The sequence below is a fragment of the Streptomyces sp. NPDC048417 genome (genome assembly GCF_040651615.1).
GTDB lineage: Bacteria > Actinomycetota > Actinomycetes > Streptomycetales > Streptomycetaceae > Streptomyces.
Genome location: NZ_JBEZKI010000029.1, coordinates 130,078 through 153,461, shown reverse-complemented (window position 1 = coordinate 153,461; position 23,384 = coordinate 130,078). Strand labels below are relative to the sequence as shown.

The 23,384-nt window shown below is 71.5% G+C and carries 19 protein-coding genes and 2 pseudogenes; 12 read left to right on the top strand and 9 right to left on the bottom strand.

The annotated features are described in order from the left end of the window. The first annotated feature begins 102 nt into the window (after window positions 1-102). From AB0D59_RS37895 to dnaK, 5 genes are all read left to right on the top strand, one after another. Window positions 103-2,103, top strand: a complete 2,001-nt coding sequence (locus tag AB0D59_RS37895) for an alkaline phosphatase family protein (protein WP_362575379.1) — start codon at window positions 103-105, stop codon at window positions 2,101-2,103. Window positions 2,104-2,284: 181 nt separating this feature from the next. After that, window positions 2,285-3,346: a MoxR family ATPase gene (locus AB0D59_RS37890; RefSeq protein ID WP_362575356.1), complete on the top strand. Its 1,062-nt coding sequence runs from the start codon at window positions 2,285-2,287 to the stop codon at window positions 3,344-3,346. Beyond that, window positions 3,343-5,154, top strand: coding sequence for a hypothetical protein (locus tag AB0D59_RS37885; RefSeq protein ID WP_362575354.1), 1,812 nt, complete (start codon window positions 3,343-3,345; stop codon window positions 5,152-5,154). Before AB0D59_RS37890 ends, AB0D59_RS37885 begins: the two co-directional genes overlap by 4 nt. Window positions 5,155-5,223: 69 nt before the next feature. After that, entirely contained in the window at window positions 5,224-5,649 is a 426-nt protein-coding gene (locus AB0D59_RS37880) for an OsmC family peroxiredoxin (RefSeq protein WP_362575352.1), read from the top strand. Window positions 5,650-5,786: 137 nt separating this feature from the next. After that, window positions 5,787-7,634 (top strand): molecular chaperone DnaK, encoded by a 1,848-nt coding sequence (gene dnaK, locus AB0D59_RS37875; protein ID WP_362575350.1) that lies wholly within the window; start codon window positions 5,787-5,789, stop codon window positions 7,632-7,634. 250 nt (window positions 7,635-7,884) lie between these two features. Here dnaK and narI read toward each other — a convergent pair whose 3' ends face one another. The 7 genes from narI to AB0D59_RS37840 form a co-directional block, all read right to left on the bottom strand. Continuing rightward, a complete protein-coding gene (narI, locus tag AB0D59_RS37870) occupies window positions 7,885-8,607 on the bottom strand; it encodes a respiratory nitrate reductase subunit gamma (protein WP_362575348.1) in 723 nt (240 codons plus the stop codon). Next, window positions 8,604-9,098, bottom strand: a complete 495-nt coding sequence (gene narJ / locus AB0D59_RS37865; RefSeq protein ID WP_362575346.1) for a nitrate reductase molybdenum cofactor assembly chaperone — start codon at window positions 9,096-9,098, stop codon at window positions 8,604-8,606. Before narJ ends, narI begins: the two co-directional genes overlap by 4 nt. After that, window positions 9,098-10,693, bottom strand: coding sequence for a nitrate reductase subunit beta (gene narH, locus AB0D59_RS37860; protein WP_362575344.1), 1,596 nt, complete (start codon window positions 10,691-10,693; stop codon window positions 9,098-9,100). The genes narJ and narH overlap by 1 nt, the downstream gene beginning before the upstream one ends. Window positions 10,694-10,725: 32 nt before the next feature. Next, complete coding sequence (locus AB0D59_RS37855; RefSeq protein WP_362575342.1) at window positions 10,726-14,409, bottom strand: nitrate reductase subunit alpha; 3,684 nt, start codon at window positions 14,407-14,409, stop codon at window positions 10,726-10,728. 153 nt (window positions 14,410-14,562) lie between these two features. Further along, complete coding sequence (locus AB0D59_RS37850) at window positions 14,563-15,378, bottom strand: SAM-dependent methyltransferase (protein ID WP_362575340.1); 816 nt, start codon at window positions 15,376-15,378, stop codon at window positions 14,563-14,565. Window positions 15,379-15,390: 12 nt separating this feature from the next. Continuing rightward, on the bottom strand, window positions 15,391-16,254 hold the full coding sequence (locus tag AB0D59_RS37845) for a helix-turn-helix transcriptional regulator (protein WP_362575338.1): 864 nt from the start codon (window positions 16,252-16,254) through the stop codon (window positions 15,391-15,393). Between the two features lie 86 nt (window positions 16,255-16,340). Next, on the bottom strand, window positions 16,341-17,171 hold the full coding sequence (locus tag AB0D59_RS37840) for a helix-turn-helix transcriptional regulator (RefSeq protein ID WP_362575336.1): 831 nt from the start codon (window positions 17,169-17,171) through the stop codon (window positions 16,341-16,343). On the opposite strand from AB0D59_RS37840, the gene AB0D59_RS37835 reads away from it, so the two are divergent. The 3 genes and pseudogenes from AB0D59_RS37835 to AB0D59_RS37825 all read left to right on the top strand — a co-directional run. After that, window positions 17,170-17,298 carry a hypothetical protein gene (locus tag AB0D59_RS37835; RefSeq protein ID WP_362575334.1) on the top strand — a complete coding sequence of 43 codons (129 nt, stop codon included), beginning with the start codon at window positions 17,170-17,172 and terminating at the stop codon, window positions 17,296-17,298. The genes AB0D59_RS37840 and AB0D59_RS37835 overlap by 2 nt on opposite strands. A gap of 43 nt (window positions 17,299-17,341) precedes the next feature. Then, a complete protein-coding gene (locus tag AB0D59_RS37830) occupies window positions 17,342-17,647 on the top strand; it encodes a 4a-hydroxytetrahydrobiopterin dehydratase (protein ID WP_362575332.1) in 306 nt (101 codons plus the stop codon). 5 nt (window positions 17,648-17,652) lie between these two features. Further along, window positions 17,653-17,810, top strand: a pseudogene (locus tag AB0D59_RS37825) (SAM-dependent methyltransferase); the annotation flags it as partial. Between the two features lie 138 nt (window positions 17,811-17,948). On the opposite strand, the gene AB0D59_RS37820 reads toward AB0D59_RS37825, so the two are convergent. Further along, window positions 17,949-18,410 (bottom strand): hypothetical protein, encoded by a 462-nt coding sequence (locus AB0D59_RS37820; protein ID WP_362575331.1) that lies wholly within the window; start codon window positions 18,408-18,410, stop codon window positions 17,949-17,951. A gap of 126 nt (window positions 18,411-18,536) precedes the next feature. Beyond that, a complete protein-coding gene (locus tag AB0D59_RS37815; RefSeq protein WP_362575329.1) occupies window positions 18,537-18,830 on the bottom strand; it encodes a transposase in 294 nt (97 codons plus the stop codon). A gap of 17 nt (window positions 18,831-18,847) precedes the next feature. Between AB0D59_RS37815 and AB0D59_RS37810 the strand changes: the two are divergent. The 4 genes and pseudogenes from AB0D59_RS37810 to AB0D59_RS37795 all read left to right on the top strand — a co-directional run. Further along, a pseudogene (locus AB0D59_RS37810) lies at window positions 18,848-19,921 on the top strand (rhamnogalacturonan lyase); the annotation flags it as partial. Window positions 19,922-20,101: 180 nt separating this feature from the next. After that, window positions 20,102-21,256 carry an acyl-CoA dehydrogenase family protein gene (locus AB0D59_RS37805; RefSeq protein ID WP_362575327.1) on the top strand — a complete coding sequence of 385 codons (1,155 nt, stop codon included), beginning with the start codon at window positions 20,102-20,104 and terminating at the stop codon, window positions 21,254-21,256. Continuing rightward, window positions 21,256-22,110 carry a PhnD/SsuA/transferrin family substrate-binding protein gene (locus tag AB0D59_RS37800; protein ID WP_362575325.1) on the top strand — a complete coding sequence of 285 codons (855 nt, stop codon included), beginning with the start codon at window positions 21,256-21,258 and terminating at the stop codon, window positions 22,108-22,110. The genes AB0D59_RS37805 and AB0D59_RS37800 overlap by 1 nt, the downstream gene beginning before the upstream one ends. After that, on the top strand, window positions 22,107-23,315 hold the full coding sequence (locus tag AB0D59_RS37795; protein ID WP_362575323.1) for a ferritin-like domain-containing protein: 1,209 nt from the start codon (window positions 22,107-22,109) through the stop codon (window positions 23,313-23,315). Before AB0D59_RS37800 ends, AB0D59_RS37795 begins: the two co-directional genes overlap by 4 nt. Window positions 23,316-23,384 lie beyond the last annotated feature (69 nt).

Here is a 23,384-nt window from a genome sequence, read left to right as displayed (position 1 = left end):
TGTTGGCGGCAGCAGACCCGCGGTGGACGCGGGTCGCGGACGTGAGGTCGGTGGGGCGTGCGGTGGCGGCGGGTCGTCAGTCAGGTCGGACGGAGCGTCGTGGTGTGGGCGGTGTCCACCGTGACCATGCTGGTCCTCGCCGGGATCCTGCCCGACTTCCAGCTCCAGTCCGCCGACGGTGACAGCGCCACCCGAATCGCCGTGACCGCGGCCCTCGGCGCCGGCGCCTTCGGTGTCCTGTCGGCCGTCGTATGGCCCCTGCTCGTACGACTCCTGCTGCTGGTGCCGGCCCTCGTCCTCGGCCTGCTGGTCTTCTTCCTCAACGGCTCCCTCCTGCTCGTCGCCCTGCGCATCAACCCCTCGGGGCAGAGCGAGGCCGCCCCGGAGACCGCCGTGATCGTGGCCGCCGTGATGTCCGCCGTCGCCTCCACCACCGGCGGTGCCCTCGCCGTCCGCGACGACGACGCCTACCGGAGCCGGCTCTCCCGTCTCGCCACCCGCCGCAGCGGCTCCCGCCCGCCCTGCCCGGCCACCCCCGGCACCGTCTTCCTCCAGCTCGACGGCGTCGGCCACGACGTCCTCACCGCCGCCGTCGCCAAGGGCCTGATGCCCACGGTCGCCGCCTGGCTGGACGCCACCCACCGGCTCACCCTCTGGCGCACCGACTGGTCCAGCCAGACCGGCGCCAGCCAGCTGGGCATCCTGCACGGCTCCACCTTCGACGTCCCGGCCTTCCGCTGGTACGAGAAGGACAGCCGGGAGGTGATGGTCTGCAACCGCCCGACCAGCGCCGCCGAACTCCAGCGCCGTGCCGTCGAGCGCACCGCCGACGGGGGACTGCTCACCCTGGACGGCGCCAGCCGCGGCAACCTCTTCAGCGGCGGCGCCGACGAACAGGCCCTCGTGCTGTCCATAGCCACCCGGCGCCGAGGCCGGGAGAACCGTTCCCGCGCCGGCTACTTCGCCTACTTCTCCGACCCGGCCAACGCCGTCCGCACCGCGCTCTCCTTCTTCGCCGAGGTCGGCCGCGAGATCGGCCAGTCGACGGCGGCCCGGATGCGCAAGCAGCGGCCCCGCGTGGGGCGCGGCGGCCTCTATCCCTTCGTCCGCGCCTTCGCCACCGTCGTCGAACGGGACGTCGTCGTCGCCGCGGTCATGGGCGATCTGCTGGCCGGCCGCACCGCCGTCTACGCCGACCTCGTCGCCTACGACGAGGTCGCCCACCACTCGGGGCCGCACAGCCGCGACGCCGAGAAGGTGCTGCAACGCCTGGACCGCGCCCTGGCACTGATCGAGAAGGTCGCCGAGCACGCCCCGCGGCAGTACCGGATCGTCGTCCTCTCCGACCACGGGCAGAGTCCCGGCGAGACCTTCCACTCCCGGTACGGACTCACCCTCGGCGACCTGGTCCGGGCCGGCTGCGGGCTGCATGTGCCGCGCCGGGCCGAGCGCACCCACAGCGGGGCCGAGGCCCGGGCCGCCGTCCGCGCGGCCCTGCGCAGGCCCGTCGAGGAGGGTGGCGAGAGGCACCGGCCCACCCGGCGTTCGGAACCGGTCGTGCTCGCCTCCGGCAACCTCGGCCTGGTCGCGTTCCCGGACGTGCCGCACCGCATGACCAAGGAGGAGATAGACGCCCGGTACCCCGCCCTGCTCACCACCCTCGCCAACCACCCCGGCATCGGGTTCCTGCTGGTGCGCAGCGAGGAGCACGGCGGGGTGGTGCTGGGGGCGTACGGCGCGGAGATACCGCTGGACCGGCTCGACGGGCATCCGGGGCCGCTGGCCGTCTTCGGGGCGGGCGCGGCGGACGCCGTCCGGCGCACGCACTCGTTCCCGCACACCGCCGACATCATGGTGAACTCGTCGTACGACCCGGAGGGCGGCGACGTCCTCGCGTTCGAGGAGCAGATCGGGTCGCACGGGGGGCTGGGGGGCGCGCAGGGCAGGCCGTTCCTGTTGTCGCCGGTCTGCGTTTCCGCGGCGGTGGCGGAGGGCGAGGAGCTGGTGGGGGCGGAGGCCGTGCACGGGGTGCTGCGGCGGTGGCTTCGGGAGACGGACGGGCCGCAGGTGCCGTTGCCTGCCGGCGAGGAGAGGGCCGCGTAGTTCGGGTGCGGGTGCGTGGGGGCTGGTCGCGCCCGCGCGGCGGAGCCGCACATTGACACAGCCCCGCGCCCCTTGAGGGGCGCCTCAAGCCGTCCGGCGGAAAATCAGCTGCGTTCCTCTCGGCCCCGGCTCACACTGTTCGAGTCGCACATCGCTCGAACATCCCCGAAGGAGCCGCTTCTTGCAGGCTGCCGTCACCGTCACCCCCGCCCGTCTCCCCGAGCTTCTCCTCGGCCTCGCCACCGTGCGGCCGGTGTTCATCTGGGGGGCGCCCGGGATCGGGAAGTCCTCGCTGGTGCGGGCGTTCGCCGAGTCGCTGGGGCTGGAGTGTGTGAGTCTGCTCGGTACGCAGCTCGCGCCCGAGGACCTGATCGGCGTTCCCCAGATCCGTGACGGGCGGTCGGTGTTCTGCCCGCCCGAGGCGATCGCCCGCGACGAGCCGTACTGCCTCTTCCTCGACGAGCTGAACGCGGCCACCCCGGATGTGCAGAAGGCGTTCTACTCGCTGATCCTGGATCGCCGGATCGGGAACTACGAGCTGCCCAAGGGGTCGATCGTGATCGGCGCCGGCAACCGGGCCACCGACAACGCCCTCGCCCGGCCCATCGCCTCCGCGCTGGTCAACCGGCTGGCCCACGTCCACCTGGCGGCCTCCGCGCACGACTGGCTCGCCTGGGCCGCGGGCGACGGCATCCACCCCTGGATCCTGGACCACCTCACCGACCGTCCCGACCATCTGTGGTCCAAGCCGCCGAAGACCGAGGAGCCGTTCTCCACCCCGCGCTCCTGGCACATGCTCTCCGACGCCCTGCACTCCTTCGGGCGCGACCTCGACGAGGAGACCCTGAAGGTCCTCGCGCACGGCACGCTCACCCCGGCCCACGCCACCGCCTTCTGCGGATACGTCAAGATCGTGCGCAGCCGGTTCGGCATCGAGGCGATCCTCAAGGGCGACGCCGGCTGGCCGCACCGGATCGAGGACCGGGACCTGCTGTACTACCTCGCCGAGTCGTTCCGCGGGCGGCTGGTCAAGGAGCTGCCCGCTGCCAAGGAACACATGTCGGCGAACGGCCGGCAGACCGCGTACCGCGCCAAGTCGCTGCTCGTGCAGCTCGCCGAGATCTCCGTCGAGGTCGCCCAGACCGTCATCGCCTCCGACCCCGAGGGCAACCCCGTGCTGCCCTCCTGGTTCCTGATCGAGGCCGCCCGGGACATGCCCCGGCTGGTGGAAGCCCGACGATGAGCCGCAGCGGCCGTAAGGACCAGAAGAAGGAACAGAAGAAGGACCCCGCGGCGGAGGACTTCGCGGCCGGGGTCGAGCTGCTGCGCGCCAACCCGGCGCTGCGAGCGGTCGAGTTCACCCTCTGTCGGCACGAGAAGTGTGAACTGGCGCCCCACGAAGGGCTGGTTCGAGCCGATTCCAACGGAGTCCTGCACGCCCACGCCACCCGGCGCGCCGAACCGGCCGAGTGGGCCTGGGCGTTGGCTCACTGCACGATCCATCTCGGCTTCGGTCACCTGCCCGCCGCCACCGGGCCGCGCCCCGAGCCCGACCACTACGACCTCGCCGCCCGGTGCACCGTCGTCAACCGTTTCCTGGGGACCTTCCCGGTCGGCGAGGCACCGGACCACCTGCCCGCGTCCTATCCGGAAGGTGACGAGGACCGGCTGGCCGCCGGCTGGCGCCGGGCCGGCAGCGTCCCGGCCGCCTACGAGCGCGGCGGCACCAGCGGCGGCGAGCCCGACCAGCTCCTCCTGCCCTGGGACCAGTGGGCCGGCCAAGTCCCCGACTGGCAGGTCGGGTTCGCGCACGCGCTGACCCGGACCATGTCCCGGGCGATGGACCTGGCCGGCGGACGCCGCACCTCCATGACCGGGCCGCCGACCCCGCTGCGCCCCTGGGAACAGGCGCTCAGCTGGTTCGTCTCCTCCTATCCGCTGCTCGGCGGGATCGCGGCCGGCATCAAGCTGGTCGCCGACGCCGAGCTGGCCCGCGCCCACGACATCGCGATCGCCGCCGTCAACCCGGAGGCCGGCGAGATCTACGTGAACCCGCTGCGCACCCTGGACGACGAGGAGTGGCGGTTCGTCCTCGCCCACGAGATGCTGCATGCCGCCCTGCGCCACGGCGACCGCCTCGGCGGCCGCGACCCCTACCTCTTCAACGTCGCCTGCGACTACGTGATCAACGGCTGGCTGGTCGAGATGCGCGTCGGCACCATGCCCGAAGGGCTGCTGCACGACCCGGAGCTGAAGGACCTGTCGGCGGAGGAGGTGTACGACCGGATCGCCGTCGACCTGCGCCGGATGCGGCGCCTGGCCACCCTGCGCGGCAAGGGACGCGGCGATGTCCTGGGCGCGCCGCTCGGGCCGCCCGGCGCCTGCGTCGACCTCGACGAGTTCTACCGCCGGGGCCTCGGCCAGGGTCTCGACCTGCACCAGACGCAGGACCGCGGATTCCTGCCCGGCGGCCTGGTCGAGGAGATCCGCGCGCTCAGCCATCCGCCGCTGCCCTGGGACGCTCAGCTCGCTCGCTGGTTCGACGAGTTCGTGCCCCGGCCGGAAGCCGTCCGGTCGTACGCCCGGCCCTCCCGCCGGCAGTCGTCCACCCCGGACATCCCGCGCGCCGGCCGGTACTTCCCGCCCGAGGAGGTCGCCCGCTGCACCTTCGGCGTGGTCCTGGACACCTCCGGCTCCATGGACCGCACCCTGCTCGGCAAGGCCCTGGGCGCGATCGCCTCCTACGCCGAGGCCCGGGACGTACCGGCGGCCCGTGTCGTGTTCTGCGACGCGGCCCCGCACGACGCCGGGTACCTGCCGACGACCGAGATCGCCGGGCGGGTCCGGGTGCACGGCCGCGGCGGCACCGTCCTCCAGCCCGGGATCGACCTGTTGCAGCGCGCGGACGACTTCCCGCCGAACGCGCCGGTCCTGGTGATCACCGACGGCTGGTGCGACGTCCTGCGGGTGCGGCGCGAGCACGCGTACCTCGTGCCCGACGGCCGTCGCCTGCCGTTCACTCCCCGTGGGCCGGTCTTCCGCGTGCGGTGAGCCCGGATGTGATCGGATGGGAGGCAGCGAAACCGGTTCATTCGCCTTCGTACGCCGAAAGGAACAACCGTGGCCACCACGCGCACCGCACACACCGTTTGGGAAGGCAACCTCCTCGAGGGCAACGGTGTCATCACCTTCGACTCCTCCGGTATCGGCCAGCAGCCGGTCACGTGGGCCTCGCGTTCCCAGGAGGCGAACGGCAAGACCAGCCCGGAGGAGCTGATCGCCGGCGCCCACTCCAGCTGCTTCTCCATGGCCCTCTCGCACGCCCTGGCCGGGGCCGGCACCCCGCCCACCAGGCTGGTGACCACCGCCGACGTCAAGTTCCAGCCGGGTGAGGGCATCACCGGGATCCACCTGACCGTCGAGGGCACGGTGCCCGGTCTGGACGAGGCCGGCTTCGCCGCCGCCGCCGAGGACGCCAAGAAGAACTGCCCGGTCAGCCAGGCCCTGGCCGGCACCACCATCACCCTGGACGCGAAGCTCGCCTGACCGTCGTACCCCTTCGGATGCCGCGTCCCCGTCCTGGGGGCGCGGCATCGTCGTTCACGGGGTACCCGGCATTGACAACGGCCCGCTCAAGTTTTGTGCTGGAGTCGGGGAAGTGCCCTGGGCGGAAGGGGACGGACATGACACGTGCGGTCGGGATCGACCTCGGTACGACGAACTCGGTGGTGGCCGTCCTGGAAGGCGGTGAGCCCACCGTCGTCGCCAACGCCGAGGGGGCGCGCACCACCCCGTCGGTGGTGGCCTTCGCGAAGAACGGCGATGTGCTGGTCGGCGAGGTCGCCAAGCGGCAGGCGGTGACCAACGTGGACCGCACCGCGCGCTCGGTGAAGCGGCACATGGGCGACGGTGCCTGGCGGTTCCCGGAGAGCGGGAGCGTCGACGGCACGCGGTACCGGGCCCAGGAGCTGTCGGCGCGGGTGCTGCAGAAGCTGAAGCGGGACGCCGAGGCGTACCTCGGCGAGGACGTCACCGACGCGGTGATCACCGTACCCGCGTATTTCGACGACTCACAGCGGCAGGCCACCAAGGAGGCCGGAGAGATCGCCGGCCTGAAGGTGCTGCGGATCATCAACGAGCCGACCGCCGCGGCGCTCGCCTACGGCCTCGACCGGGGCGAGGAGCAGACGGTCCTCGTCTTCGACCTCGGGGGCGGAACTTTCGACGTCTCCCTCCTTGAGATCGGCGACGGCGTGATCGAGGTCAAGGCCACCAACGGCGACACCCACCTGGGCGGCGACGACTGGGACCAGCGGGTCGTCGAGCACCTGGTCAAACGCTTCAAGGGGCAGTACGGCATCGATCTGGGCAACGACAAGATGGCGTTGCAGCGGCTGCGCGAGGGCGCCGAGAAGGCGAAGATCGAGCTGTCCTCGTCCACGGAGACCTCGGTCAACCTGCCGTACATCACGGCATCCGCCGAGGGCCCGCTGCATCTGGACGAGAAGCTGACGCGGGCTCAGTTCCAGGAGCTGACCGCGGACTTGCTGGACCGCTGCAAGAAGCCGTTCCACCAGGCCGTCAAGGACGCGGGCGTGGAGCTGTCCGCGATCGACCATGTGATCCTGGTCGGCGGCTCGACCCGGATGCCCGCCGTCACCGACCTGGTCAAGGAACTCACCGGCAAGGACCCGCACAAGGGCGTCAACCCGGACGAGGTGGTGGCGGTCGGCGCCGCCCTCCAGGCAGGCGTCATCCGCGGCGACGTCAAGGACGTCCTGCTCCTGGACGTCACCCCGCTGTCCCTGGGCATCGAGACCAAGGGCGGCATCATGACCAGGCTGATCGAGCGCAACACCACGATCCCGACCCGGCGTTCGGAGATCTTCACGACCGCCGCCGACAACCAGCCCTCGGTGGGCATCCAGGTCTACCAGGGCGAACGGGAGATCGCGGCCTACAACAAGAAGCTCGGCGTCTTCGACCTCACCGGCCTGCCGCCGGCACCGCGCGGGGTACCGCAGATCGAGGTCGCCTTCGACATCGACGCGAACGGGATCATGCACGTCTCGGCGAAGGACCTGGCGACCGGGCGTGAGCAGAAGATGACCGTGACCGGCGGCTCCGCCCTTCCCAAGGACGACATCGACCGCATGATGCGGGAGGCCGAGCAGTACGCCGAGGAGGACCGCAACCGCCGCGAGGCCGCCGAGACCCGCAACCAGGCCGAGCAACTCGTCTACCAGACCGAGAAGTTCATCCGCGACAACGAGGACCGCGTACCGGCCGACACGAAGACCGACGTGGAATCGGCGATCACCGAGCTCAAGACCCTGCTGGACCGCAACGCCGACACCGCGGAGCTGCGCCAGGGGGTGGAGAAACTGGCGACCGTCAGCCAGCGCATGGGCCAGGCCATGTACGCGGGTGCCTCCGGCGGGTCGGCCGAGGAACAGCGGCCGTCCGAGGCCGGCGAGGAGGGCGTGGTGGACGCGGAGATCGTGGACGACGAGAGGGGTGCGGCCGGGTGAGGCACCGCCGTGATCCGCCGTCGTGGCTGATCGCCGCCGCGGCGGAGGAAGGGTGAGCGGTGGCCGGAAGGGTGCGTACGGCCGGAAGGACGCGCGGGCGAGGGGGACGCGCGGGCGAGGGGGACGCGTGGGCGAGAGGGGCGCGCGGGCGAGGGGGATGCGTGGGCGAGGGGGGCGCGTGGGCGAGGGGGATGCGTGGGCGAGGGGGGCGCGTGGGCGAGGGGGACTGGGCGAGAGGGACGGCTGGGAGTCAGCGGCGGGTGGTCTCCCAGCCCCGGCGTTCCGGGCGCGGGCCCAGTTGGTGGGGGTCTCTGGTGCGGTAGATCACGTAGGGGCGGAAGAGGTACTGGAGAGGGGCGCTGAACATGTGGACCAGGCGGGTGTAGGGAACCAGGGCGATCAGCGTCATGCCGATGACTGCGTGGATCTGGTAGAGGACCGGGACGCCGGCCATGAGGGCCGTCTTCGGCTGGAGGGTGAAGAGGCTGCGGGCCCAGGGGGCGATCGTCTCGCGGTAGTGGTAGCCGTCTCCGGAGATGCGGCTCAGCTTGGCGGTCATGCCCATCAGGAGCGCGGCCACCAGGAACAGGTGCATCACCTTGTCGTTGGCCGTCGTGGCGCGCAAGACCGGTGCCCGGGTGCGGCGGCGGTAGATCAGCAGGGCCAGGCCGGTCACCGCGAGAACGCCCGCCACCGTGCCGCCGTACAGGGAGAACAGGTGGTACGTGTGCTCGCTCACGCCGATCGCGTGTGTCCAGGACATCGGGACGAACAGGCCGATGAGATGGCCCGCCAGGACGAACAGGACACCGTAGTGGAAGACGGGCGAGGCGACGTTGAGGAGCTTCGACTCGTAGACCTGGGAGGAGCGGGTCGTCCAGCCGTACTTGTCGTAGCGGTACCGCCAGACCAGGCCGGCGACGAGCAGCGCGCACGCGACGTAGGGCAGGGCGCCCCACAGGAGGATGCTCATGGGCGGGCTCCGGTGCGTGCCGTCGGCAGGGCCGCGCAGACCGCGTCCAGCACGCACGCATAAGGGGTACCGAAGTCGGTGAGCCTGCGCCGGAGTTCGGTCAGGCAGTCACGGTGCTCGGTGAGCAGGTCCGTGTTGCCGGTGCGTGCCGTGAACTCCAGGACCGCGGGCAGGAAGTCCGGCAGCTCCTCGCCGGTGAACTCCATGCCGTACGCCTGGTAGACGTCCTTGAAGCGGACCAGGGACATGCCCCGGCGGCGGGTGTCGCCGTCGTGCCACCAGCTGAGATAGAGGCTGTGCCGGTTCTTGAAGTCGAAGACCTGCACATAGTGCGCGGCCAGCTCCTGCGGCGGGGTCACCGCCGCATGGTCGGTGAACTCCCGCAGTTGCGGGGCCGCTTCGCGCAGCAGCGGCAGCCGGGCGACGAAGTCGTCGTCCGGGTAGGTGAGGCAGAGCGCCGCCGCCTGGTAGAACACCGCGTCCGTGGACATCAGGCCTCCTTAGCCTCGTCCGGGGTGTCGGCGGTCTGCCGTCTGCGCAGCAGGTGGAAGTTCTCCACCGACACCAGGGGGAGCAGTTTCCGGCCCGAGTCCTGGCCGAAGGGTCCGTCGCCGCCCATGCCCGGGCCGCCGTCGTGGTCGAGGCTGCACCCGTCCGGGAGCGCGGACTCCTCCAGCCGGCGTGCGTCGCCGGCCGCCGCGGTCGGGATCACATACCGGTCCTCGTACTTGGCGATCGCCAGCAGCCGGTACATCGCCTCGATCTCCGCAGCGGTCATCCCCACCTCGGCGCAGATCCGCGCGTCCGGCTCCTCGCCGAGGTTGAGCGCCCGCATATGGGAGCGCATGGCGGCCAGCTTCTCCAGGGACGCCCGCACCGGCGCGGTGTCGCCCGCCGTGAACAGCTCGGCCAGGTAGGCGAGGGGGATCCGCAGGGTGTCGATCGCGGCGAAGAGGTTCTGGGCGTCCTCGCCGTCGTGGCCCGTCTCGGACAGGGCCTCCACGACGGGGGACAGCGGCGGGATGTACCAGACCATCGGCATCGTGCGGTACTCCGGGTGCAGGGGCAGAGCCACCCGGTAGGTGTGGATCAGCCGGTACACGGGGGAACGGCGGGCCGCCTCCAGCCAGTCGTACGGGATGCCCGCCTCCTCGCAGGCCTGCCGCACCGCCGGATCCTCCGGGTCCAGGAAGACGCCCAGCTGGGCCTCGTACAGCGCCTTCTCGTCCTTGGTCTCGGCCGCCGCCGTCACCCGGTCGGCGTCGTAGAGGATCACCCCGAGATAGCGCAGCCGGCCCACGCAGGTCTCCGAGCAGACCGTCGGCAGCCCCACCTCCAGGCGCGGGTAGCACAGGGTGCACTTCTCGGCCTTGCCGGTGGCGTGGTTGAAGTAGACCTTCTTGTACGGGCATCCGGTCACGCACATCCGCCAGCCCCGGCACCGGTCCTGGTCGACCAGGACGATGCCGTCCTCGGCCCGCTTGTGCATCGCCCCGGACGGGCAGGAGGCCACGCACGACGGGTTGAGGCAGTGCTCGCAGATGCGTGGCAGATAGAACATGAAGGTCTGCTCGAACTCGAACCTGACCTTGTCCGAGGCCTGCCGGCGGGTGCGCTCGACCATCGGGTCCAGGTCGCCGTGGGCGGGGGCGCCGGCCAGGTTGTCGTCCCAGTTCGCCGACCACTCGATCTTCATCGGCTTGCCGTCGAGCTGGGAGACCGGCCGGGCCACCGGGTAGTCGTCGCCGAGCGGGGCGTCGGTGCGGTTCGTGTAGTCGTACGTCCAGGGCTCGTAGTAGTCCTTGATCTCCGGGAGCCTGGGGTCGGAGAAGATCCCGGCGAGCTTGTGCAGCCGGCCGCCCGCCTTGAGCTTCAGCGCGCCGCGCCGGTTCAGCTCCCAGCCGCCGCGCCAGGTCTCCTGGTCCTCGTAACGGCGTGGATAGCCCTGGCCGGGCCGGGTCTCGACGTTGTTGAACCAGACGTGCTCCATGCCCGGCCGGTTGGTCCACGCCTGCTTGCAGGTGACCGAACAGGTGTGGCAGCCGATGCACTTGTCGAGGTTCATGACCATCGCGATCTGGGCCATGCAGCGTCCGATAGTGACTCCGTCACGGGGCATCAGTACTCGACCTCCTGGCCGCGGCGGCGGATCACCGTCACCTCGTCGCGCTGGTTGCCGGTCGGGCCCAGGTAGTTGAAGGCCCACGAGAGCTGCGCGTAACCGCCGATCAGATGGGACGGCTTGAGGATCAGCGGGGTGAGCGTGTTGTGGATGCCCCCGCGCATGCCGGTGGTCTCCGTCTTCGGGACGGCGACCGTGCGCTCGTGCGCGTGGTGCATGTAGACCGTGCCGGGTGGCATACGGTGCGAGACGACCGCACGGGCCACGACCACGCCGTTGCGGTTGACCGCCTCGACCCAGTCGTTGTCCGACACCCCGATCGCGTCCGCGTCCTGCGGGGACATCCAGATGTTCTGGCCGCCCCGGGAGAGTGCGAGCATGAACAGGTTGTCCTGGTACTCGGAGTGGATCGACCACTTGTCGTGCGGGGTGAGATGACGGACCGTCACCTCCCGCTGCCCGTCCGGGCCGAGGCGCGGTTCGCCGAGGAGCCGGTGCACGTCCAGCGGTGGCCGGTAGACCGGGAGCGCCTCGCCCAGTTCGTGTATCCAGTCGTGGTCGAGGAAGAAGTGCTGGCGGCCGGTGAGCGTGTGCCAGGGCTTGAGATGCTCGGTGTTGAGGGTGAACGCCGTGTAGCGGCGGCCGCCGGACTGGCTGCCCGACCACTCCGGAGAGGTGATCACCGGGACCGGCGCCGCCTGGGTGTCGGCGTAGGTGACCCGCTTGCCCTCGTGCTCGGCGGCGAGGTGGGCCATCTCCTGTCCGGTGCGCTGCTCCAGGGTGCGGAAGCCCTGGGTGGCGAGCCGGCCGTTGGTGGTGCCGGACAGCGCCAGGATGGTGTTCGCCGCTTTGACCGCGGTGTCGAGGGAGGGGCGGCCCTCGAAGCCGGTGCCGTTCAACTCCTTCAGATGCGCGACCTCTTGGTCCGGCCTGAGGGCGATGCCCTTGGCGGGCAGACCCAGTTGCTCCACCAGGGGTCCGAGTGCCGCGAATCTTCCGCCGATCGCTGTGTAGTCCCGTTCGACCACGACCAGGTTCGGCATGGTCTCCCCGGGCACCGGTTCGCACTCCCCGCGCTTCCAGTCCCGCACCACCCCGCCGGGCTGGGCGATCTCGCCCGGGGTGTCGTGCTGGAGCGGCGCGGCCACCAGGTCCCTGCGTACCCCGAGATGGCGCACGGCCAGCTGGCTCAGCCGCTCGGCCAGTGCCTTGAAGGTGTCGAAGTCGGTGCGCGCCTGCCAGGGCGGGTCCACGGCCGGGGTGAACGAGTGCACGTAGGGGTGCATGTCGGTGGACGACAGGTCGTGCTTCTCGTACCAGGTGGCGGCCGGCAGTACGACGTCCGACAGCAGGGTGGAGGAGGTCTGCCGGAAGTCCAGCGAGAGCAGCAGGTCCAGCTTGCCCTCGGGCGCCTCCTTGCGCCAGGTCACGTCACGGGGGCGCTCGGCCGGGGCCGCCTCCTCGGCGCGCAGCGAGGAGTGCGTGCCCAGCAGGTGCTTGGTGAAGTACTCGGCGCCCTTCGCCGACGAGCCCAGCAGGTTGGCCCGCCAGAGGGTCAGGACCCGCGGCCAGTTCTCCGGGGCGTCCGGGTCCTCGCAGGCGAACTTCAGCGTCCCCGCCCGGAGTTCGGCCACCGCCCTGGCCACCGGGTCGCCGAACACCCCGCCCAGCTCCAGGGGGTTGCGGTCGAAGGTCGGGTACGACGGCATCCAGCCCGAACGGGCCGACAGCGCCAGGCAGTCCGCACCCGTCATCCCGGCGAACCTGCCCTCACCGAGCGGCGAGGCCAGGACGCCGGCGCCGAAACGGTCGTAGCGCCACTGGTCGGTGTTGAGGAACCAGTAGGCCGTGCCGATCATCTGGCGCGGCGGCCGGGACCAGTCGTCGGCGGAGGCCAGAGTGGCCCAGCCGGTGACCGGGCGGCACTTCTCCTGGCCGACGTAGTGCGCCCAGCCGCCGCCGTTGCGGCCCTGGCAGCCGGTCAGCTGGAGCAGGGCCAGGAAGGTGCGGTAGATGGTCTCCGAGTGGAACCAGTGGTTGGTGCCCGCGCCCATCAGGATCATGCAGCGGCCCTTGGAACGCTCCGCGGTCCGCGCGAACTCCCGCGCGATCTTCACGCACTTGGCGGCCGGGACCGAGGTGTGCCGCTCCTGCCAGGCGGGGGTGCCCGCGGTACCCGCGTCCTCGTAGCTCGCGGGCCAGGCGCCCGGCAGGCCGTGCCGCCACACCCCGTACTGCGCCACCAGCAGGTCGAACACCGTCGTCACGAGCGGGCCGTCCGCGCCGCCCAGCCGGGTCGCCGGGACCCCGCGCCGCAGCACCTCCCCGCGGCCCTGTCCGTGCTCGCCGCCGTCCGTGTCGAAGCGCGGCAGCAGCACCTCGACCCCGCTCGCGAACTCACTCCCGTACAGGCTCAACAGCGGATCGATGTCGCCGAGTTCGAGGTTCCAGCGGCCCTTGCCGGTGTCGGTCCAGCGGAAGCCCAGGGAGCCGTTGGGGACGACCGCGCGGCCGGACGTCGCATCCAGGACGACCGTCTTCCACTCGGCGCCCTCGCCCTGCCGCCCGAGATCGGTGGCGCGCAGGAACTTGCCCGGCACGTACGCGCCGTCCCGTTCGGTGAGCGTGATCAGGAAGGGCAGGTCGGTGAACTTCCGTACGTAGTCCGCGAAGAACGGGGTCTCCCGGTCGACGAAGAACTCCTTCAGGACTACGTGGCCCATCGCCAGGGCCAGCGCGCCGTCCGTCCCCGGGTGCGGGTGCAGCCACTCGTCGGCGAACTTGGCGTTGTCCGCGTAGTCGGGGGCGACGACCACCACTTTCTGGCCGCGGTAACGGGCCTCCGCCATCCAGTGCGCGTCCGGGGTGCGGGTCACCGGGACGTTCGAACCCCACATCATCAGATAGGCGGCGTCCCACCAGTCGCCGGACTCCGGGACGTCCGTCTGGTCGCCGAAGACCTGCGGCGAGGCCACCGGGAGGTCGGCGTACCAGTCGTAGAACGACAGCATCGGGGCGCCGATGAGGGCGTGGTAGCGGGCGCCGGCCGCGTGGGACACCATCGACATCGCCGGGACGGGCGAGAAGCCGGCGATCCGGTCCGGGCCGTAGGCCGCGATGGTGTGCACCTGCGCCGCGGCGACGATCTCCACCGCCTCGTCCCAGGTGGCCCGCACCAGACCGCCCTTGCCACGCGCCCGCTGGTAACGGCGGCGCCGCTCGGGGTCGTTCTGGATGTCCGCCCAGGCGGCCACCGGATCCCGCAGCCGGCTCTTCGCCTCCCGGTACATCTCCAGCAGCACGCCCCGGACGTACGGATACCGCACCCGGGTCGGCGAGTACGTGTACCAGGAGAACGCGGCACCGCGCGGGCAGCCGCGCGGCTCGTACTCGGGGCGGTCGGGGCCGACCGACGGGTAGTCCGTCTCCTGGGTCTCCCAGGTGATGATCCCGTCCTTGACGTACACCTTCCAGCGGCAGGAGCCGGTGCAGTTCACGCCGTGCGTGGAGCGCACGACCTTGTCGTGGCTCCAGCGGTCCCGGTAGAAGGCGTCCGCCTCCCGGCCGCCGGTCAGGGCCACACTGTGCAGATCGGGCGCGGGCGCGCCGGGGCGGAAGAACCGGGCGGCACCGAGGAGCGCCGCACCGGGCTCCCTGGGAGGTGTCTGCGTGTCGGTCACCTGCGCTCCCTTGCTCACCCTTCGCTTCGACGCTAGGGGCGGGCGCGGGAACGCACCTGTCCAGACGATCCGAACGGGTCACCCGGCCGAGCCGTACGAGGTCACCTGTCCAGGACATCCGGAGGCGTCGCCGGTCCGGAGCGACCGAACGACTCAGACCTTGCGGGCCACGGCTCCGTACACCGGCACGATGCCCTCCTGCTGGAGGGCCACGTCCTGGGGCTCCGGGCGCCAGCCGGAGACCGGGATCACCCCGGGGCCGAGCAGTTCCAGTCCGTCGAAGAAGCGGTGGAAGCCGGTCAGCGGACGCGGGTGGAAGGGCGTCCCGCTGCGCCGGAAGTGCGCGGCCGCCTGCGCCACGGCCTCGGGGCTGAGGTCCGGGGTGACCTGGGAGAGGATCAGATGGCTGCCCGGGGCGAGCGCGTCGACGTACCTCCTCAGCAGGCCGTGGACGTCGTCGCCGTCCGGGTCGTCGTCGAGGTAGTGGGTCAGCGCCACCAGCGACAGGGCGATCGGCTCCGCGAAGTCCAGGGTCTCGGCGGCGTGGGCCAGCAGGGTGTCGGGGTCGCGGACGTCGGCGTGGACATAGGCGGTGCTGCCCTCGGGCGTGCCGCGCAGCAGGGCCTCCGCGTGCCGGAGCACGATCGGGTCGTTGTCCGCGTACACCACCCGCGCATCCGGTGCGACGCCCTGCGCCACCTGGTGCAGATTCGGTTCCGTGGGGATGCCGGTGCCGATGTCAAGGAACTGGCGGGTCCCGGACTCGGCGACGACGCGCACCGCCCGCTGCATGAACCGGCGGTTGGCGCGTGCCCCGCGCAGCACCGTGCCGTCCACGGCGAGGATCCTCCGGGCGAGCTCCTCGTCCACCGGGTAGTTGTCCTTGCCGCCCAGCCACCAGTCGTACACCCGGGCCGGATGAGGCCGGCTGGTGTCGACGGCCGTGGGTGCGGGCTCGGATGCGGTCACGGTCTTGGCTCCTCAGAGGTTGTCACGGTACTCCCGCAGCAGTTCCTCGGTCCGGTGGGCCGAGGCGGCACGGGCCGTCATGTGGTCCAGCACCTCCAGATGGGCGCCGACCTCGTCACGGGAGTCCAGGTACAGGGCGCCGGTCAGATACTCGGTGAAGACCATGTCGGGCAGCTCCGGTTCGGCGAACCGGAACAGCGTGAACGGCGCGTACGTCCCCGGGTGCGGGCCGCTCGCGAACTCGGCGATCTGGAGGGTGATCCGGTCCCGTTCGACGAAGGCGAGGAGCTTGTCGACCTGCTCGCGCATCATCCCGCAGTCGGTGCTGACCGGGCGCCGCAGCACCGTCTCGTCCATGATCACCCACAGGTGCGGCGGATCGTCCTGCTCCAGCAGCCGCTGCCGGGTGAGGCGCAGCGACACATGCCGTTCCACGGCCGTGGGATCGCTGTGGCCTATCGTCCCGGCCTCCAGGACGGCCCGCGCATACGCCTCGGTCTGCAACAGGCCGGGCAGGAAGTGCGGTTCGTAGGAGCGGATGACCCGGGCCGCGCCCTCCAGGCTCACGTACAGGCTGAACCAGTCCGGCAGTACGTCGTGGAACCGCTGCCACCAGCCCGGCTGGTTGGCCTCCTCGGCCAGCCGCACGAACGCGGCGTGCTCCTCCTCGGGCACCCCGTACGTCTCCAGCAGCACCTGGACGTACGGGATCTTCAGTGCGACCTCGGCCATCTCCATCCGCCGTACGGTCGCCTGTGCCACCCGCAACACCCGCGCCGCCTCGTCCCGGCCGAGGCCCGAGGCCTCCCGCAGTTCCTGCAACCGCTTGCCGAGCACGACCTGCCCTACGGTGGGCGCAGCACGCCGCTCACTCACGCCACGCCTCCCCTACGTGCACAAGTACGGGGAGCAGTGTGCCACGCGAAGCCGCCTCGCACACCTGGTCGAGGCAACCTCTTGGATCAACTTGCCAGTGAGTGCAGGTACTTGGTCGTCGCCGGATCCGCAGGCAGGAACGTCTCGATGGCCAGCTCGGCGACCGTCACGTCCATCGGGGTGTTGAACGTCGAGATCGACGACACGAACGACAGCACCCGCCCCTGGTGTTCGATCCGCATCGGCAGCGCGAACCAGGCGACGGCGTCGGCGGGTCGGCCGTCGTCCACGCCCGCCGGGGCCGGATAGCCGGCGACCTCCTCGTACAACTCCCGCAGCGCGTCCGAGCGGTGCAGCGCGATCTGCCGTCGCATCTGCTCCAGCAGATGCCCGCGCCACTCGCGCAGGTTGCGGATCCGCGGTGCCAGGCCCCGCGGATGCAGGGTCAGCCGCATCGCGTTCGGCGCGGGCGCGAGCAGCGACTCCGGTACGCCCTCCAGCAGCATCGAGATGCCCCGGTTGGCGGCGACCACGGTGTACGTGGCGTCCACGATCAGCGCCGGATACGGCTCGTAGCCCTGGATCAGCCGTTCCATGCCGTCGCGCAGCGCGTCCAGCGCCGGGTCGTCCAGCGGGGTCTCCGGGTAGTGCGGGGCGTAACCGGCCGCCAGCAGCAGCGCGTTGCGCTCCCTCACCGGCACGTCCAGATGCTCGGCCAGCCGCAGCACCATCTCCTCGCTGGGCCGCGAGCGGCCGGTCTCGACGAAGCTGATGTGCCGGGCCGAGGAGTCGGCGCGCAGGGCCAGCTCCAGCTGGCTGACCCGCCGCCGCTCCCGCCAGGCGCGCAGCAGCGGCCCGACGCCCTTCCCCTCGGGCGCGGGCGGGGAGGCTGCGGGGCCGGCGGTGACAAGGGTCATGCGGACGACCGTAGTCGAGGAGGGAGCCGGCCGGGCCGGGCCGGCGGCTCCCGTCGAGGGCGCCGACCGCGAGGCGACGCGCACCGCGGTGCGCACGCGCCCGGCGGGCCTGGTCGTGGCAGGCTGAACCCACGCACGCCTCCGGGCATCTCAGGGAAGGAAGCCGCACCATGGCCGTCGCACCGCTGTCGCAGCAGGAGATCGATGACCGGCTGGCCGAGTTGCCGGGCTGGTCGCTGGACGGCGACCGGCTCGCCCGCGTCTACCGGCTCGACTCGCACTTCGCCGCCACGGCACTGGTCGTGCACATCGCCCGTATCCAGGACGAGCTCGACCACCACTCCGACCTCACCCTCGGGTACCACACGGTCACCCTCACCGTGAACACCCACAGCGTGGGCGGCGCCGTCACCGCCCTGGACTTCGAACTCGCCCGCAAGGTGGAGGACATCGCCCCAGGTCACGGCGCACACTGAGCCATGTGCTCGATTAAGACAACGAAGCCGGGGTCTACGACGCGACACGCGGCGGCGAACCCCGCGCCGAGGCGGCCGCGGACGCCGTCCTCGGCCTGATCCCGACCGCCCCGGCCGCCTCCTCGACCTCGCCTGCGGCACCGGCATCGTCACCCGCCGCCTCGGAAAGCGGGCCGGCGCCCGCCGGACAGACCACCTTGGCTCGGGCGCGAGTTCCGGGAAAGCCGCCTGTCCCGTCGTGTCGAGCATCACCGGTCCCGAAGTCTGACTGGGTCACACAGGCTCGACATTCGGAAAGTCCCTAGAAGGACCGAAAGACTCCTGCGGGATCGAGCCGGGCGGCATCGGCGACGTCCGCGAAGTCCAGGTTCGCGATCGACAGGTTCGCGTGGAGGTCGTGGATGCCGGCGGGAACAGCGCGGACCGATCCGCTGTACGCCTCGAACTCCTCGTCACTCTCGCACTCGTCCCTGGTCAGGACAGCCACCGCCAGCAGCGAGTGGTCGTGGTCCCGCATCGTGGTGCGGTCGGCGAGGAAGACGACGCTCAGATCCTCGTCCGCGGACACGGCAGCGACCACGTCGTGAGCCGTCGCGCCGGACCAGGCTGGGTCATCGACGACGTGGACGACAGGTTCGTAGTCGCCGTCGCCCCACGGCCTCGACAGCTCGGTGCACACGGACCGCCAGGCCGGCTCGCCGCTGAAGTCGGTTCTGATGACCAGCGCGGCGAACTCATCGCGGCCGGTAACAGCAGGCAGCACCCTCAGGCTCCGGTCTCTCTACGGGTGTACGTACTGCGTACAAGATGCCACCTCCTGCCGACATCCGGTCGAGCACCGAGTGGATTGGTCGGAGTTCGGGAGGGAGGAGACCGCCCGCCGTGGTCTTCACCGCGAGAGGAGTATGCGCGTGCGGAGGAGGTCGAGCTCGCCGCGGCCGAACATCTGGCGCTTCAGCATCGTGATGCGGTTGACGTGACCCTCGACCGGGCCAGAGTTCCAGCGGAGCGTAAGGCCGGCCATGACCGCGTCCCAGTCCTTGCGCGGGCCGGCGGCGAATCCGCGCGGCTCGGGCAGGCGGCTGGCCTCGGCGTCCACGGTCCACTGTTCGAGCTCCTCCTCGCCGCGGCGGTTGACGAGGGCCGAGGCGAACCGCGCGACGAGGTCGCAGACGTCGTCCAACTCGCCGCATCGGTTGGCCCGAGTACCTGACCATGTTCAACGGGCAGACCGGCAAGGCGATGGGCACGGTGGACTACGTCCCGGCCCGCGGCACGGTGTCGTCGTGGGGCGACTCCTACGGCAACCGTGTCGACCGCTTCCTCGCCGGCACGGCGTACCTGGACGGCTCCCGTCCGTCCCTGATCATGGCGCGCGGCTACTACACCCGCACGGTGATCGCCGCCTGGGACTGGCGCAACGGCGCCTTCACCCGCCGCTGGACCTTCGACACCAACTCCTCCACCAACACCGGCAAGGGCTACGACGGCCAGGGCAACCACCAGTTGTCCGTCGCGGACGTCGACGGGGACGGCAAGGACGAGATCGTGTACGGCTCGATGGCCGTCGACGACAAGGGCAACGGCCTGTGGACGACGAAGAACGGTCACGGCGACGCCATGCACGTCGGCGACCTCGACCCGTCCCGCCCCGGCCTGGAGGAGTTCAAGGTCGACGAGGACAGCTCCAAGCCCTCCTCCTGGATGGCGGACGCCAGGACCGGCGGGATCATCTGGTCCACTCCCGCCAACGGCGACAACGGCCGGGGTGTCTCCGGTGACATCTGGGCGGGCAGCGCGGGCGCCGAGTCCTGGTCGTCACGCGCGGACGGGGTGCGCGATCCGAAGGGCACGGTGGTCGCCGCCCGCAAGCCCTCCAGCATCAACTTCCTCTCCTGGTGGGACGGCGACCCGGTCCGCGAACTCCTGGACGACACCCACATAGACAAGTACGGCACGGCATCCGACACCCGCCTCCTGACCGGCGCCGGCGTGCACTCCGACAACAGCACCAAGGCGACCCCGTCCCTCTCCGGAGACATCCTCGGCGACTGGCGCGAGGAGGCCGTCTGGCCGACGACGGACAACACGGCCCTGCGCATCTACTCCACGCCGTACGAGACCAGTACGAAGATCACCACCCTCCTCCACGACACCCAGTACCGCACGGCCCTGGCCTGGCAGAACACCGCCTACAACCAACCCCCGCACCCGAGCTTCTTCATCGGCGACGGGATGGGCACGGCACCTCGCCCGACGGTCTACACACCCTGAGCGGCAGCGGGCGCGTGCCGGCGGTGGCACGCGCCCGCGCTCGATGATGTGCGTGTCGCCGCGTCGCACCGGTTGCGGTCGGTCGCTCGGCGCGCGCTCCGTCGCGTGCACCGGACGGAATGCTTGACTGGCCGGAGGAATGGGACATTTGCCAATCACTCCACATCAAGGTGCGAAATCGTGCAGACGATCATGACGGAACCCCCGAACCTCCGATCCGACGCGTTCGACGCGTTGATCCGTGACCTGGTCGGGCCGCTCGCCGACGAGGTGGACCGGGCCGGCCGCTTCCCGCGGGAGGGGATCCGGGCGCTCGGCGAGGCCGGGCTGCTGGGGCTGCTCAGCGCGCGGGAGAGCGGTGGAGCGGGCGCGGGCCTGCGTGAGGCCGCCCAGGTGATCGAACGGCTCGCGGGTGCGTGCGGGTCGACGGCCATGGTGCTGCTCATGCACTACTCGGCCGTCACCGTCCTCGACCGGCACGCCCCCGAGGACGTCCGGCGCGAGATCGCCGCCGGCCGCCATCTGACCACCCTGGCGTTCTCCGAGCGCGGTTCCCGCAGCCACTTCTGGGCCCCGGTGAGCACCGCCGTGCCCGAGGGTGCCGACGCGGTGCGCCTGGACGCGCAGAAGTCCTGGGTCACCTCGGCCGGCGAGGCCGACAGCTACGTCTGGTCGAGCAGGCCGCTGCGGGCGGACGGCCCGATGTCGCTGTGGCTGGTGCCCGCAGGCAGCGCCGGCCTCGAAGTACAGGGCGACTACGACGGGTTCGGGCTGCGCGGCAACGCATCCAGCCCTGTGTCGGCGACGGACGTGTCGGTGCCCCGGTCCGCGCTGCTGGGTGCCGACGGGGAGGGCCTGAGCACCGCTCTGGAAGTGGTGCTGCCGTGCTTCCTCGTGCTCAGCGCCGCCTTCTCGCTCGGCGTGACCGAAGCACTGCTCGGTCTCACCGCCGCGCACCTTCGCAACACCCGCCTGGCGCACCTGGACCAGACGCTGGCCCAGCAGTCGATGACCCGCAACCGGTTCGCGGGGCTGCGACTTCGTGCCGACGCGCTCCGCGCCCTGCTGGAGGAGACCCTCACCGCGACGGAGACCGGACGCCCCGAGGCGACGCTGCGGGTCCTGCAGATCAAGGCCCTCGCCGCGGAGACCGCCGCCGAGGTGGCGGACGGCGCGATGCTCCTGTGCGGCGGCGCCGCCTTCCGCCGTGAGACGGGCGTGGAGCGACGGTTCCGGGACGCCCTCGCGGCCCGAGTGATGGCACCCACCACCGAAGCGCTGCACGACTTCTGCGGCCGCGTGGAACTGGGCCTGCCGCTCTTCGAGGAGGCCTGATGCAGGAGCTGGTCCTCGGCGCCGTCGCCTACGACCCGAAGGTCGTGACCATCTGGTCCGGCTTCCGGTCCTGGCTCCTCGCGCAGGGTCTGCCCTTCGACTTCGTGCTCTACGCCCACTACGAGCGGCAGGCACAGGACCTGATCGACGGGCGGATCGACGCGGCCTGGCACTCGCCGCTGGCCTGGCTGCGCACCCGCCGGCTGGCCGCCGCCGCGGGTGCGGAGGTGACACCGCTCGTGATGCGCGACACCGACCGCGACCTGACCTCCGTGGTGGTGGTCCGGGCGGACGGCGAGATCCGCTCGACGGCCGACCTGAAGGGCCGGACGGTTGCCGTCGGCGCGGTCGACTCACCCCAGTCGACCCTGATCCCGCTGCAACACCTGGCCGATCTCGGCCTGGTCGCGGGCACCGACTTCGAGGTACGCCGTCATGACACCGGGGTGGGCCTGCACGGCGACCACATCGGCGGCGAACGGGACGCGGCCCGCGCGCTGATGGCGGGGGAGGCGGACGCCGCCTGCATGATCGACGCCGGCCACCTGCTGTTCGGGCAGGAGGGCATCCTGCCGCCCGGTGGTACCCGGCTGCTGTCGCGCACCGAGCCCTACGACCACTGCGTACTGGCGGCCGGACCGTCCCTGGACAAGGAACTCGGCGACCGGTTCTCGGCGCTGCTGCTCGCCATGAAGTACAGCGATCCCGAGGTTCGTCGACTCCTGGACCTGGAAGGGCTCACCCGGTGGCTGCCCGGCCGGGAGACCGGCTTCGGCCAGCTGACCGCGGCCGTCGACGCCACCGGCTTCTACGACGCGAGCGGCCGGATCACCGCGGTCGGCTACCGGCCGTGACAGCCGCGGGCACGGTCTCGGCCGACCTCGGCACGCTCGGCTTCGAGCAGGGCGCGCGGCTGCTGCTGAGCCGCGCCCTGCGGCAGGCACCGCCCGGAACACGGGTCGAGGTGCTCGGGACGGATCCGGCGCTCCTGCCCCATCTGGCCGCCTGGTGCCGCCATGAGGGGCACGAGCTGGAGGCCGCGGACCCGCGGGAGGCGCCGGTGGTCGCGCGGGTGCGGGCGGGGCCCGTCGCGGGCGCCCGCCTGCACGGGGCGGAACGCGCCGGTGGCGTGTCGGCCGGGGGGATCGCGGACCGGGTGCCCCTGCACTGGGGCCTCGCCGCGCGCGGAGCGCTGGTGGAGGCGGGCGGACCGGACGTGCCCTTCGCCGTCGTCGACAGGGACGTCGCGTGGACCGATCTCGCGCCCCGTCTGTACCGGCAGGCGGTCACCTCGCAGTGGGACCCCTACCGCGCGGTGGACTGGGACGAGGACTTCACCCTGCCCGACGAGATCGAGACCGCCGTCGTCCAGGTGATGACCTACCTGGTGGAGAACGAGCAGGCCGCCCTGGTGGTGCCGGGCCGGCTGCTGGTCCAGGTCCATCCGCACTTCCGCGAGGTGCTCCAACTCCTCGCGGTACAGGCGGCCGACGAGGCCCGGCACGTGGAGGTCTTCACCCGGCGGGCGCTACTGCGCGGCGGCGAGATGGGCACCTCCTCGGTGGGCGGCCGGGCGTCCCTGGCGACCCTGCTGACCGAACCGGACTTCTCCATCGCGTCCTTCCTGCTGTCCGTGCTCGGGGAGGGCAGTTTCCTCAACCTCCTGTCCTTCCTGGAGCGGCACGCCCCCGACCCGGTCACCCGCCGCATCAGCCGTCTGGTCCGCCAGGACGAGGCACGGCACGTGGCGTTCGGCGTCGGGCATCTGGAGCACCGGGCCGCGGCCGACCCGCTGCTGCACGGCCGGCTGCGGGCCGCGGTGGAGCGGCGGCACGACGCGCTGACCGGCACCGCGGGACTCGGCCAGGACGTCTTCGACTCCCTGGTGCTGCTCGCCGCGGGCTCCTGGGCGCCCCCCGACATCGCCAGCGGCTGGCAGGCGGTGCAGCTCCTGCAGAAGGAGATGGACGAAGGACGCCGCCACCGACTGGCACGCCTGGGGTTCCCCGACGACGAGGCGGCGGCCCTGTCCGCACTGCACACCCGCAACTTCATGTGACGCTGCGGGGCGGCGCAGCTACAGCCGGACCCGGCTCCGTCGGCGAACGAACGGATGCGCGGGGACCAT

Excerpts from the sequence above, each read along its gene's own strand:
- AB0D59_RS37830 (WP_362575332.1), top strand. The coding sequence starts at position 17,342 with ATGGCCGTCGCACCGCTGTCGCAGCAGGAGATCGATGACCGGCTGGCC.
- AB0D59_RS37835 (WP_362575334.1), top strand. The coding sequence starts at position 17,170 with ATGCGGACGACCGTAGTCGAGGAGGGAGCCGGCCGGGCCGGGCCGGCG.
- AB0D59_RS37885 (WP_362575354.1), top strand. The coding sequence starts at position 3,343 with ATGAGCCGCAGCGGCCGTAAGGACCAGAAGAAGGAACAGAAGAAGGAC.
- AB0D59_RS37840 (WP_362575336.1), bottom strand. The coding sequence starts at position 17,171 with ATGACCCTTGTCACCGCCGGCCCCGCAGCCTCCCCGCCCGCGCCCGAG.
- narH (WP_362575344.1), bottom strand. The coding sequence starts at position 10,693 with ATGGCCCAGATCGCGATGGTCATGAACCTCGACAAGTGCATCGGCTGC.
- dnaK (WP_362575350.1), top strand. The coding sequence starts at position 5,787 with ATGACACGTGCGGTCGGGATCGACCTCGGTACGACGAACTCGGTGGTG.
- narI (WP_362575348.1), bottom strand. The coding sequence starts at position 8,607 with ATGAGCATCCTCCTGTGGGGCGCCCTGCCCTACGTCGCGTGCGCGCTG.
- narJ (WP_362575346.1), bottom strand. The coding sequence starts at position 9,098 with ATGTCCACGGACGCGGTGTTCTACCAGGCGGCGGCGCTCTGCCTCACC.
- AB0D59_RS37800 (WP_362575325.1), top strand. The coding sequence starts at position 21,256 with ATGCAGGAGCTGGTCCTCGGCGCCGTCGCCTACGACCCGAAGGTCGTG.